The 11,686-nt window shown below is 71.6% G+C and carries 13 protein-coding genes; 5 read left to right on the top strand and 8 right to left on the bottom strand.

The genetic code is table 11. From position 1 onward, the window contains the following. Nucleotides 1-162: 162 nt before the first annotated feature. Both SCMU_RS01270 and SCMU_RS01265 read left to right on the top strand, forming a co-directional pair. Nucleotides 163-642, top strand: a complete 480-nt coding sequence (locus tag SCMU_RS01270) for an NUDIX hydrolase (protein WP_229231163.1) — start codon at nucleotides 163-165, stop codon at nucleotides 640-642. Between the two features lie 73 nt (nucleotides 643-715). Then, a complete protein-coding gene (locus tag SCMU_RS01265; protein ID WP_229231162.1) occupies nucleotides 716-2,395 on the top strand; it encodes an NERD domain-containing protein in 1,680 nt (559 codons plus the stop codon). 10 nt (nucleotides 2,396-2,405) lie between these two features. Here the strand turns inward: SCMU_RS01265 and SCMU_RS01260 are convergent, their stop codons facing one another. From SCMU_RS01260 to SCMU_RS01250, 3 genes are all read right to left on the bottom strand, one after another. Next, nucleotides 2,406-3,194 (bottom strand): alpha/beta fold hydrolase, encoded by a 789-nt coding sequence (locus SCMU_RS01260; protein WP_229231161.1) that lies wholly within the window; start codon nucleotides 3,192-3,194, stop codon nucleotides 2,406-2,408. A gap of 10 nt (nucleotides 3,195-3,204) precedes the next feature. Then, complete coding sequence (locus tag SCMU_RS01255) at nucleotides 3,205-3,828, bottom strand: GNAT family N-acetyltransferase (RefSeq protein ID WP_229231160.1); 624 nt, start codon at nucleotides 3,826-3,828, stop codon at nucleotides 3,205-3,207. Nucleotides 3,829-3,923: 95 nt separating this feature from the next. Then, nucleotides 3,924-4,685, bottom strand: a complete 762-nt coding sequence (locus SCMU_RS01250) for a LysR family substrate-binding domain-containing protein (RefSeq protein ID WP_229231159.1) — start codon at nucleotides 4,683-4,685, stop codon at nucleotides 3,924-3,926. Between the two features lie 55 nt (nucleotides 4,686-4,740). Here SCMU_RS01250 and SCMU_RS01245 point away from each other — a divergent pair, with 55 nt between their 5' ends. Beyond that, nucleotides 4,741-5,160 (top strand): DUF5997 family protein, encoded by a 420-nt coding sequence (locus SCMU_RS01245; protein WP_443020366.1) that lies wholly within the window; start codon nucleotides 4,741-4,743, stop codon nucleotides 5,158-5,160. A gap of 45 nt (nucleotides 5,161-5,205) precedes the next feature. Here SCMU_RS01245 and SCMU_RS01240 read toward each other — a convergent pair whose 3' ends face one another. From SCMU_RS01240 to SCMU_RS01225, 4 genes are all read right to left on the bottom strand, one after another. Next, nucleotides 5,206-6,267 carry a 2,3-butanediol dehydrogenase gene (locus tag SCMU_RS01240; RefSeq protein WP_229231157.1) on the bottom strand — a complete coding sequence of 354 codons (1,062 nt, stop codon included), beginning with the start codon at nucleotides 6,265-6,267 and terminating at the stop codon, nucleotides 5,206-5,208. A 79-nt stretch (nucleotides 6,268-6,346) separates the two neighbouring features. Beyond that, entirely contained in the window at nucleotides 6,347-7,165 is an 819-nt protein-coding gene (locus tag SCMU_RS01235; RefSeq protein ID WP_229231156.1) for a glycoside hydrolase family 25 domain-containing protein, read from the bottom strand. Nucleotides 7,166-7,213: 48 nt separating this feature from the next. Beyond that, nucleotides 7,214-7,381, bottom strand: a complete 168-nt coding sequence (locus tag SCMU_RS01230) for a hypothetical protein (protein WP_229231155.1) — start codon at nucleotides 7,379-7,381, stop codon at nucleotides 7,214-7,216. A gap of 68 nt (nucleotides 7,382-7,449) precedes the next feature. Then, nucleotides 7,450-7,824 (bottom strand): VOC family protein, encoded by a 375-nt coding sequence (locus SCMU_RS01225; RefSeq protein WP_229231154.1) that lies wholly within the window; start codon nucleotides 7,822-7,824, stop codon nucleotides 7,450-7,452. A 57-nt stretch (nucleotides 7,825-7,881) separates the two neighbouring features. Between SCMU_RS01225 and SCMU_RS01220 the strand changes: the two genes are divergently transcribed. Further along, entirely contained in the window at nucleotides 7,882-9,210 is a 1,329-nt protein-coding gene (locus tag SCMU_RS01220; RefSeq protein WP_371829619.1) for an MFS transporter, read from the top strand. A 70-nt stretch (nucleotides 9,211-9,280) separates the two neighbouring features. Continuing rightward, nucleotides 9,281-10,381: an alanine racemase gene (locus SCMU_RS01215; RefSeq protein ID WP_229231152.1), complete on the top strand. Its 1,101-nt coding sequence runs from the start codon at nucleotides 9,281-9,283 to the stop codon at nucleotides 10,379-10,381. A 48-nt stretch (nucleotides 10,382-10,429) separates the two neighbouring features. Here SCMU_RS01215 and SCMU_RS01210 read toward each other — a convergent pair whose 3' ends face one another. Next, a complete protein-coding gene (locus tag SCMU_RS01210) occupies nucleotides 10,430-11,626 on the bottom strand; it encodes an NAD(P)/FAD-dependent oxidoreductase (protein WP_443020365.1) in 1,197 nt (398 codons plus the stop codon). Nucleotides 11,627-11,686 lie beyond the last annotated feature (60 nt).

Raw genomic sequence — 11,686 nt, 5'->3', positions numbered from 1 at the left:
GAGCGCACCATGGTGACGCGAAGATTCTTCGAACCTTCGCGTCAGACATCGTCGTCGCCCTCACTTCTCCGGCCCACTCTCGAACCGTAGGTTTCGTGGCTTGGCTACAGGGGCCTTGGTCCTGAACCCGGATGCCCGACGCAGACCTATACCCTGAACCCCATGACGGTTCTCAGCGCGGGGCTCCTCCTGTACCGCCGCGTGCCGAGCGCGGACGGCGGCGCCGCGGGACTCGAGGTGTGGATCGCCCACATGGGCGGGCCGTTCTGGGCGCGCAAGGACGAGCGCGCATGGTCCATCCCCAAGGGCCTCTACGAGGAGGACGAGAGCCCGCTCGCGGCCGCGCAGCGCGAGTTCGCCGAGGAGATCGGCACCCCGCCGCCTGACGTCCAGTACAAGCACCTCGGAGAGTTCCGGCAGCCCTCCGGCAAGCGGCTCACGGTCTTCACCGCGGAGGCGGACTTCGCGCCCGCACAGATCGTGAGCAACACGTTCCCACTCGAGTGGCCGCGGGGGTCGGGCCGCATCCTGGACGTGCCGGAAGTGGACCGCGCGGAATGGTTCACGGAGCCGGTCGCCCGCGAGAAGCTCGTCAAGGGCCAGGTACCGCTCCTCGACGCGCTCGGCCGCCTGCTCGCGTAGGGCGGGCCGAGGGGCGGCGCTGTGAAAGACTCGCCTCATCGGCTCCCCTGCGGCGCCGCGTCGAGGAGGGGACATGGCGACGAGCTACCCGGAGGCACCGGAGTTCGGCGGGAACACGGGCGAGGAACTCATCTGGAACCGGCTCATGGCGCAGCTGCCCGAGCAGGCCACCGTGTTCCATTCCCTCCAGATCGCCCATCTCGGTCAGCGCGAGATCGACTTCCTCGTGCTGTGGCCCGGGGTGGGGGTGGCCGTCCTCGAGGTGAAGGGCGGCACCGTGCGGCGCACCCACGGGCGCTGGTTCAGCCGCGGCCACCGCGGCGAGGACCACCCCATCGAGGACCCGGTGCGGCAGGTCCGCGCGGCGAAGCACAAGCTCCGCGAGTACCTCGCGGGCACGGACGCGCACGCGGCCCGCTTCGCGGAGCTCGTCGTCTTCCCGTTCACCCGCGTGGGCCACGACTTCAACGCCCCGGGCACGCCCCTCTCGATCCTCGCCGGCAGGGACGACCTGGACCACCTCGCCGAGAAGATCAAGGCCGCGATCCATGCCGAAGGCATAGGCACCACCCCGCAGGTTGCGAGCGAGAGCCCCTTCGAGGACCTCATCACGGCGATCCTCGCGAACACCGAGGACCTCGGACCGGTGCGGGCGGGCGCCGTCGAGCTCGAGGACCACGCCGACCACCTCACCGAGAACCAGCGAGTCCTCCTCGACGTCCTCGCCGAGCAGCCGCGCCTCCACATCCAGGGCCCCGCCGGCAGCGGCAAGACGTACCTCGCCCTCGAGCAGGCCCGGAGGCTCACCGAGGGCGGCGGGCGCGTGGCCGTGCTCTGCTTCAATCAGGGGCTTGCCGGGCACCTCAACGAGGTGGCCGGCCGGTGGAAGCGGCCCGCCGAGTACGTCGGCGCGTTCCACGACCTCGCGGAGTTCCTCGGAGTTCCGTCCGCGCCGCACCTGCTGCCCGCAGCGCACGACGTCGACCCGCAGCTCTTCTGGGACGTCCGCCTGCCGCAGGCGCTCACCCGGGCGGCCCGGTCCCTGCCGCGCGAGCAGCGCTTCGACGCGATCGTCGTGGACGAGGGCCAGGACTTCCGCCCGCTGTGGTGGGAGGCGGTGATCGCCCTCCTGACGGACCGCGGCGGCAACGGCCTCTTCGTCTTCAGCGACTCCAACCAGTCCGTCTACCACCGCCGCCCGGTCCGCCCGCTGGGCATGGTCCCGCTCTCGCTCCGGGAGAACCTGCGCAATACGAAGCAGATCGCCAACCTCGCCGGCGCGTTCACGGGCCACAGTCAGCGCGTGCCGGGGCTCGGCGGTGAGCCCGTCGAGCTGATCGACGTGCCCGCCTCGGAGGCTGTGGCCGCCGCGGACGACGCCGTCGATCACCTGATTGCCGACGGCTGGGACCCCGGCCAGATCGCCCTGCTGACCACCAAGTACAAGCACCCCGAGCAGGAGAACCAGATCCGGCACCACGGGAAGGCCGGCTACTGGGCGGGGTACTTCGGCGACCGGGACGTCTTCTACTCGAGTGTTCAGGGCTTCAAGGGTCTCGAGCGGTCCGCGGTGGTGCTCGCCGTCAACGGATGGCACGCCGGGCTGGGCCGGGAGCTCCTGTACACGGGGATGAGCCGGGCACGGACCAAGCTCGTAGTCGTGGGGCCGCGGGCAGAGATCGAGGCGTGCGGCGGGCCCGCGGTCGCGAAACGGCTCGCGGAAGCCGTCGCCGGCCGAGTCGACGCGCCGTAGGCGGACGCGCTCAGGGAGCGTCGAGGAAGCCTAGGACGTCCTGGGTGAAGCCGGGGGTGAGTTGGACGCCCACGTGGCCGCGGCCGTAATACATGATGAGCCGGCCGCGGGGCAGGCCGCGGGCGGTGTCGCGGAACACGGCCGGGCCATAGGGTGTGTCCTCGTCGCCGCCGATCACGAGGGTCGGCACGCCGATCCCGGCGAGGCGGTCTGTCAGGTCGAAGTCATCCTCGGCTCGGAGGACCGCCGCGACGTCCGCAGTGGACCCTCGGTACATCCATGGCCCCACAAGCCAGCCAGCCCACCCCTCGAGGCTCCGTGCCGCGGGGCGCACGCCGACGAGCCGAACCATCTCGGCGCCGGCGCCGCGGAGGTCGCCGGCCTCGATCCTGGCCAGGAGTGCACGCTGGCCTGCCTTGCCCGCCGGGCCCAGCCTGCAGCCGGAGGCCACGAGCACGAGGCGCCGCACGAGTTCGGGGTGGTCCGCTGCGAGCTGCAGCGCCACGGTCCCGCCCGTCGAGATGCCCAGGACGTCCACGGGACGACCGAGGCGGGGGAGCCGCTCGGCGTAGTCCGCAGCGATGTCCGCCATGGTCGCAGAGGGGTCGAGGCCCTCGCGGCGGTTGACCCACCAGACCGTCCGGCGCCGCGCGAGCGGGCCCAGGGAGCGCGTCTCGGCGAGGAACGCCGGGCCGCGGGGAACCGTGTGCCGCGGCGTGAGGCCCGGCAGGACCACGAGCGGCGGGCCCTTGCCCATCGAGAACGCCGGCATGCCCTCGAACGGGTCCCTCTCCCCCACCGGTGCGGCCCTACTCGAAGTCGATCCGCATGACCACGCGACGCGGGAACGGGTGGCTGACCTCCCGGAAGCCCGCATCGGCGAACACGTCCCGGACGCCCACGAACAGCTCCCCCCACGTGTACTCCTTGCCCGGCTCGACGAGCATCGGATAGCCCTCGACGGCGCGGGCCCCCCGCTCGCGGGCAAAGCGCACTGCGGCTGCCGTGAGGGCCCGGCTGACGCCCTGCCGACGGTAGCCTTTGCGGGTCACGAAGCACGTGACGGCCCACACGCCGGGGTCTTCCTTGTCCTCCTCGCGGCCCGCCCACGGGACCTTCATTCCTGCCAACCGCGGGTACTCGGTGCGGGGCTCGACGGCTGCCCAGCCCACCGGCTCCCCGTCCCGGTACGCCACGAGGCCCGAGGTCGCCTCGGCGCCCGGGGTACCGCACTCGGTCTGCGCGCGAAGGAGCCCTTCGCGCGCCCCTCGGTCCAGGGCCTTCCATTCGCTGCGGGGGAACTTGAACCACTGGCACTGGCAGCCCGAGGGGTCGCCGCGCTCGCCAAAGACCGCCGCGAGGTCCTCCCACAAGGCCTCGTTGGCGGGCACGACCTCGATCTCAGGGCCGGTTTCCTCTGAGGGGCGTTCCATTCTGCTCACTCTAGGTGCCCACGCCTCGGCTGGGGAGGGCGGATGCGCCCTGCAGGGGACCACCACGGTCCTCACGCTGGGCCGCCGCCACGGGCTCAGCGGCCGCGGCGGCGTCCGGCCCCGGGGCGACCCTTCCCACCGGCGGTCCGCCCCCGGCCACCGGACCGGCCACCGGCCTTCCCGCCGCGTGCGGCCTTCCCGGCACGGGAAGCCTCGTTCCGCGCCTTCATCTCCTTGGACTGGGAGGTGGAGATGTCCTCACGCCGCTTCTTCGCGGCCTCCTGCTGGTCCCGCTGGACCGAGGCCTGCCGCGAGCTGTTCGCCCCGCGGCCGCGCACCACGCCGATGAACTCCTGGATGGCCTCCGCCTCATTGTCCCGCCGCCACGCGATCCCCACGCCGTAGGGCTCGAGGCCCGTCACGGGGCGGTAGCGCAGCTCCTTGCGGTTGAAGTGCCGCACCACGGACATGGGCATGATCGCGAGCCCCGCCCCGCCCTCGACGAGGTCCAGGCGCTCGGAGGGACCGCCGTCGTACTCGAACAGCTCGCCCTGGACCTCGGCGAGCGGCACCTCGTCGAATGCCTGGATCTCATGCCCCTTGGGCGCGACGACGACCGGCAGTTCCTCATAGAGCGGGATGACGTGGAGCCCCTCGCGGTCCTTGTCCACGGGCAGGCGGACGAACGCGATGTCGGCCCGGCCATCGTGCAGGACGGCGAGCTGCTCGGCATCGTCGACCATCTCGGAGGCGAGCGGGTGCTCGGGGAAGCGCTCCTCCCACCGGTGGAACCACTTGCCGGGGGCCACGCCCGCGACGAAGGCGACCTTCAGGGCCGGAACGCTCTCGGACTGCATGGGTCAACGGTAGCCTTGATCCATGAGCTCGAACCCCGAAGGCGCGTCCCAGTCCATGAAGCCGGCCACCGCCGCGAAGAAGCTCGGCATCTTCCTCCCCGCCACCCCCGCGGAGTTCCAGGAAGGCGTGGTGACGCGCGAGGAGTTCGACGCCCTGCGCGAGAACCCGCCCGCGTGGCTCACCGAGCTGCGCGAGAAGGGCCCGCACCCGCGGCCGGTCGTCGCCCAGAAGCTCAACGTGACCATCTCGGGCCTGGCCCGCGCCGGCATCACGGAGGCGCTCACCACGGAGGAAATCGCCGCGCTGCTCGAGGACCGCCCCCAGTGGCTCCAGTCCGAGCGGGCCAACATGGCCGCCGTGCGCGAGGAGGCCCGCCGCGTCAAGGCCGAGGCGGAGGAGAAGGCCGCGAAGTCCGCCTCGGCGAAGCACGGCGCGGCGGCCGAGCGGTCGCTGCGAGGCGGGCGCCGCGGCTGAACTCCGTCCCTGCACGAGGGACGCGGGCACCATCGGACGAAATGGTCAGGCGTTGGGGTCGACCAGGATCTTCACGTGGTGCTCGTTGTTGTTGATGAGCTGGTCGTAGCCCTCCGTGATGAGGGCGTCCAACGGGATCTTGGCCGTGATGAACGGGGCGAGGTCGAGCTTGCCCGACTGGACCAGCGCGATCGTGCTCGGGTGGTCATTCGCGTAGCCGATGGTGCCCCGCAGGTCGATCTCCTTGAGCACGAGGGAGGGCATGTCCACCTGCGGCCTGTGGCCCCAGATCGAGACGTTGACGATCACCCCGCCGGGCCGCACCGTGGCCATGAGCATGTCCAGGACCGCGGGGACGGAGCTGCACTCGAAGCCAACGTCGGCGCCTCTGCCGCCAGTGAGCGCGCGGACCTGCTCGGCGACGTCGCCCTCGCGAGGGTCGAACACGGCGTCGGCCACGCCGGTGTCCCTCGCCATCTTCTTGCGGGCCTCGCTCAGCTCCGAGATGTAGACGGTCAGCCCCGAGGCCTTGAGCACTGCCGAGGTCAGCAGGCCGATCGGACCCGCCCCGCCCACGATCGCGACGTCCCCGGCCTTGGCCCCGCTACGGACAAACGCGTGGTGCCCCACGGACAGCGGCTCGATGAGCGCGGCCTGGTCGAGCGGAATGTCCCCGATGGGATGGACCCACCGCCGCTGGACCACGATCTTCTGCGAGAGCCCCCCGCCACGACCGCCCAGACCGATGAAGTTCATGTCCTTCGAGAGCTGGTACGCCTGACCGGGCCCGGTGTCGACGTCGTCGTGGATGATGTACGGTTCGACGACGACGTTCTGGCCCACCTCGAGGTCGGTCACACCCTCGCCGAGCGCCGTGATGGTCCCCGAGAACTCGTGGCCGATCGTGACCGGCGCCTCCTCCCCCGAGATCGGCTGAGGCGACCCCTTGGGCGGAATGAAGATCGGGCCCTCGAGGTACTCGTGCAGGTCAGTGCCGCAGATGCCGCACCACGCGACGTCGATCGCCACGGTTCCGGGCCTGAGCTCAGGCTCGGGAATGTCCTCGATGCGGATGTCCTTGCGGTCGTAGTAGCGGGCAGCTTTCATGACGGACCCCTTCCGTAGTGACGCTGACCGCCAGCCTAGCCGCGCCCCCTGGGCGTTCAGAAGGGACGGTGAGCCCTTGTCACCCCGAGCAGGAGTAGTTGTAGTCCAGATCAGTCGTGTACTGGGTGAGCACCACGCGTCCGCCCGCGGTGAGCGGATCGAGCCCGCAGTTCGCCACGGCGCCCTTGAGCGAGATTGCCCCGGGCAGCCAGCTGTTGAGCCCGTACAGGGGGCTCAAGGAGTCGACCGTGCCGACGATCTCACGCCACATGTAGGGCGATGAGTAGACGCCCGCCCTGACCCCCTCGTGGCGGAATGCGGCGGCCATCCCCTCGAGGTCGGCCCGGTTCGGGGCGGTGTCCGACTGCCACGTGTTGCCGGTCTCGACGTCGAGCCACCACGTATACGCCGTCGGCGCTGTCATGAGACCCGCGGCCTGCGCGGCGGGGGCCAGCCGTACCGCCATGTCCTCCATCGCCCGGTCCCAGCCGTACTGCCAGGCGCACGCGAGGGAATCGGACCCGTTGCACGTCCCGTACGGCGTGCTCCCGCCGCTGGGCCACGGGGACGACGGCGCGGACCCACCTGGGTTGCCCGTGTTGACGTACAGCTGCACGGTGGACTGGAACGTGCCGCCCCGCGACCCGACCGCCCAGCGCAGCTGGTCCGCAAGGCACGGGTTGGTGGTGTTGGCCTTCCCGCCGTTGACTCCGATGATCCCGAACGCACGGTCGGCCGGCAGGCTCTGCCCGCACTGCGGCCAGGAAACGTCGATCCCGATCGCCGCCTGCGTGGACCCGCCGCTCACGCCCGGGCCGTCCGGCGCGGCGAGGGCGGGCGGAGCACCGAGTGCCGCGAGGCCGAGGACGAGCGCAACCGCGGCGCCGAGTCGCTTCATGCCGCCAAGTATCGCGCGCTATGGGGCCGTGCGGGAGGGCCCGTCAGCCTATACAGGAGACGTTGTAGTCAGCGGCCACGAGATGTCGACGCCGAGCGTCGAGCCGGAGCCCGTGCCCGAGCCGCCCTTCCCGCCGGGAGGCGCGGCCAGAGCGGGCTGGGCAACGGATGCGGCGAGGGCGAGGGTCAGGGCGATGGCCGCCGCGATGCGTCTCATCCGGCCAGTATTGTGCACGACGCCGCGTGGCCCCCGAGGCGCGCAGGGATGTGACCTCAGTGTGAGGGTCAGTCCTGGTGGAGCCGGATGATGTTCCCGCAGGTGTCCTCGAAGTCTGCCATCAGCCCCGACGCGTCCTGGACCGGCTCGCCGCGGAACACGACGCCGGCCGCGCTGAGCCGCTCGAAGTCGGCCCGCACGTCCGGCGAGCCGAGGACGATGGCGGGCATCCCGGCGTCGTACACCCCCTTGCGGTAGGCCTCGGCAACCGGGTTGGCGCTCGGCTCGAGCAGGAGGCCCACGCCGCCCGAGTCGGGCGAGGAGACGATGAACAGTTGTGCCTCGGGCATCGCCAGGAGCGTGTCGAAGCCGAGCGTCTCCGTGTAGAACGCATGCGCGGCGGCCGGGTCGATGACGTGGATGGAGCACATCTTGATCCTCATGCCCACAGCCTACGCAGGCCCACCGACAACGCACGACGCCGGGCCTAGACTTCTGTGGTGAACGCACCGCGCGCTCTCCGTCCCTTCGCGCACCGCGAGTACCGCGTCCTCATCGCCGCCCTGGCCGTGAGCATCTTCGGCTCGGGCATGTGGGCGGTGGCGATGGTCTACGAGGTGATCGCGCTGGGCGGCGGCCCGCTCGAGCTCTCGCTCGTGGCCACGGCGATGAGCGTGGGCCTCGTCGCGTTCGTCCTGCTCGGCGGCGTCGCGGCGGACAGGATTCCGCAGCGCACGCTCATCATCGCTGTGGAGGCCGTCAACCTCCTGGCCGTCGGGACCGTCGCGGTGCTTGCCGAGACCGGCCTCCTCGCGGTCTGGGGAATCGCGCTCGGCGCGTTCGCGCTCGGGGTCGGGGCGGCCTTCTTCTTCCCGGCGTTCTCGGCGATCCTGCCGCGGATCCTCCCGCCCGAGGACCTGCTCGCCGCGAACGGCATGGAGGGCACCATGCGGCCCCTGCTCCAGCAGGCCGCGGGCCCGGCGGCGGCCGGTGTGATCGTCGGGGCGCTGTCCGCGCCGCACGCCGTGGCGGGCGTCGCGGTGTGCCACCTCACCGCGTTCGTGACGCTCAACTTCCTGGGCCGGCACCCCGCGCTGTCCCGGCGTCCAGCGGCCGCCCGCGCAGCGGCCTCCCCCGCGGATGGCGCGCCGGCGGCGGGAGGCGAGCCGACCGCCGTCGTGCGCAAGTCCGTGCTGCACGAGATGCGGGAGGGGATGGCGTACACGGTCAAGACGCCGTGGCTCCTGTGGACCCTGCTGTGGGCGAGCGTGTCCACGCTCGTCTCGATCGGGCCGGTCGAGGTGCTGCTGCCGTTCGTGGTGCGCGACCAGTTCGGCGGCGGGTCCGAGATGTTCGGCGCCGCGCTCGCGGCGATGGGGGTGGCAGGGGCGGTCGCGTCGCTCGCGATGGCCTCATTCCGGCTGCCGCGGCGGTACCTGACGTTCATGCTCACGATCTGGGGGATCGGGTCGGTGCCGCTCGCGTTCGTCGGCGCCATGACCGGGTTCTGGCAGCTCGTCGTGGCGCTCATCGTGTGGGGCGCCACCGGCGGGGCGGGCATGGTCATCTGGGGCACGCTCCTGCAGCGGCGCGTGCCGGCGCACCTTCTCGGGCGAATCTCCAGCCTGGACTTCTTCGTCTCCCTCGCGTTCATGCCGGTCTCGATGGCCGTGGCCGGGCCGCTCGCGCAGGTGGTGCCGCTGTGGGTCATCTTCGCCGTGGCCGGCGCGGTGTGGCCGGCGCTGGGGCTCGTGGCGATCCTCGCCGCGCGGATGCCGTCGGACGAGATCGCGCACCCGCTCGACGTGCTGCCGGCCTCGCGCACCTGAGCGAGCGCGCCACGTTGCGGGGGCTCGCCTAAGCTTGGGATTCCACCCACCCCCAGCCGCAGGAGCACCCATGGCCGCCGTCCCGCCCGAGATCGATACCCCCGAGATCCTCGTGGACCGGGACATCCTGGAGCGGAACATCGCGCGGACGGCGGAGGCCGTCGCGGCGAAGGGGATCGCGCTGCGGCCGCACGCGAAGACCCACAAGATCCCCGAGATCGCGGCGCTGCAGCTCGCGGCCGGAGCCGTCGGGCTGACCGTGGCGACGATCGGCGAGGCCGAGGTGTTCGCCGACCACGGCGTCACGGACCTGTTCATCGCGTACCCGCTGTGGGTCGGGCCGCGGCAGGCGGAGCGGCTGCGGGGCCTCGCGGAGAAGGCACGGATCGCGGTCGGCACCGACTCCATCGAGGCCGCCCGCGAGATGGGCGCGAGCCTCGGCGACGCGGCCGGCTCGGTCGAGGTGCTCGTCGAGATCGACAGCGGCCACCATCGCAGCGGCGTCGCGCCCGCGCGGGCCGTCGAGGTGGCGCGCGCGGCGGCGGACGCAGGGCTGCCCGTGGCCGGGGTCTTCACGTTCCCCGGGCACTCGTACGCGCCGGGGATGCCGGCCGAGGCGGCGGCGCAGGAGCAGCGCGCCCTGGCCGATGCCGCCGGGGCGCTCGCGGCGGCGGGCTTCGATGTGACGCGCGTGAGCGGCGGGTCCACGCCGAGCGCGCTGCTCACGGAGGGCGGCACCACCACCGAGGTCAGGCCCGGCGTGTACGTGTTCGGCGACGCACAGCAGCTCGAGCTCGAGCGGTGCGCCCCCGAGGACATCGCCCTGACCATCGCCGCGACCGTCGTGAGCCGCCACGAGGGCGACTCCGAGATCCCACGGCGCATCGTGCTCGACGCCGGCTCCAAGGTCCTCGGCGGCGACCGCCCCGCGTGGACCACCGGATTCGGCCGGCTCCTCGACTACCCGGCCGCCCGGATCATGGCCCTGTCCGAGCACCACGCAACGGTCGTCTTCCCCGACGGCGCTCCCCTGCCCGCCCTCGGCGAGCGAGTCCGCGCCGTCCCGAACCACGTGTGCGTCGCCGTGAACCTCGTCGACGAGGTCGCCGTGGTCCGCGGAGGCGCGGTCGTAGACCGGTGGCGGGTGGCGGCGCGCGGGCGGAACCGGTGAGCGCACGACGGCGGGTGGGCACCCGCCGTCGTGCGCTCACCCAGCGCTCTAGGCCTTCCCCGGCAGGATGAGCCTCCAGTACATGAACGGCAGGGCATAGCGCTTGAGGAGCCACATGTCCCACCGCTCGTGGGTGGTGTCGATCAGGGGGATGCTCGGCGCCGGCTGAAGCGTGTAGTCGAATTCGGCCAGCAGCATCCGATTCCGCGCCGTCGTGAGGGGGCAGGACCCATACCCGCCGTAGCTGGCCTCGAGGGGCTGGCCCTCCATCGCCGAGAGCAGGTTCTGGACCAGGACGGGCGCCTGCTTCCGGATTGCGGCGCCCGTCTTGGAGTTCGGCGTCGAGCCGGCGTCGCCCAGCGAGAAGACGTTGGGGTACCGGGTGTGCTGCAGGGTGTGCTTGTCCACCTCGACGTATCCCGCGGGGTTCTTCGGGTCGGCCAGGGCGGTCGCCTTGAGCCAGTCAGGGGCGGACTGCGGGGGAACGGCATGCAGCATGTCGTAGTGCAGCGTCTCCTCCATGCCGGCGGCATGGTCGGCGATGACCACCTCTTGGGCGACCGGATCGATGGAGGTCATCTCGCTGCTCTTGCGGACCTCGATCCCGTACTTCGCCACGACCCGCTCGAGCTCGTCGGCGAAGACCTTCACGCCGAACATCCCGGGGGTCGGCAGCACCAGCACGATGCGGATGTCGTCGAGGACCCCCTGTTCGCGCCAGTAGTCGGCGGCGAGGTACGCGATCTTCTGCGGGGCGCCGGCGCACTTGATGGGCCCGGACGGCATGGTGAACACGGCGGTCCCCGAGCGCATCCCCCGGATGAGGTCCCACGTCTTGGGGGCGAGGTCGTATCGGAAGTTGCTGGAGGCCGCGGGGGACTCGATGGCCTCGGCCATACCTGGGATCCGGTCCCAGTCGAGCTGGATCCCGGGGGAGACCACGAGATAGTCGTAGCCGATCTCCGCGCCGCCCGCAGTCCTGACCAGCTTGGCGTCGGGATCGATGTGGTCCGCCGCGTCGCGGATCCACGCGACACCACGGGGCATGACCGAGGCCTGGTCCCGCACGGACTCCTTCTGCGGCGCCCGGCCGCCCCCGACCAGGGTCCAGAGGGGCTGGTAGTAGTGCTTGTCACTGGGCTCGATGACGGCAATGTCGCTCTGGCCAGCACGGCGCAGCCGCGCCGCCACGCTCAGCCCAGCGTTCCCGCCGCCGATGATCAGAATCTTGTGGTGGATGCCCATCGCTGCGATGCCTTTCGTCATGGGGCCTGCTGCTCTCGTCGAAAGACCTGCAGTGACCCC

This window comes from Sinomonas cyclohexanicum, from assembly GCF_020886775.1.
In the GTDB taxonomy this organism is placed as follows: domain Bacteria; phylum Actinomycetota; class Actinomycetes; order Actinomycetales; family Micrococcaceae; genus Sinomonas; species Sinomonas cyclohexanicum.
The sequence above is the reverse complement of the archived record's forward strand: the minus strand, read 5'-3'. Positions and strand labels throughout refer to the sequence as shown.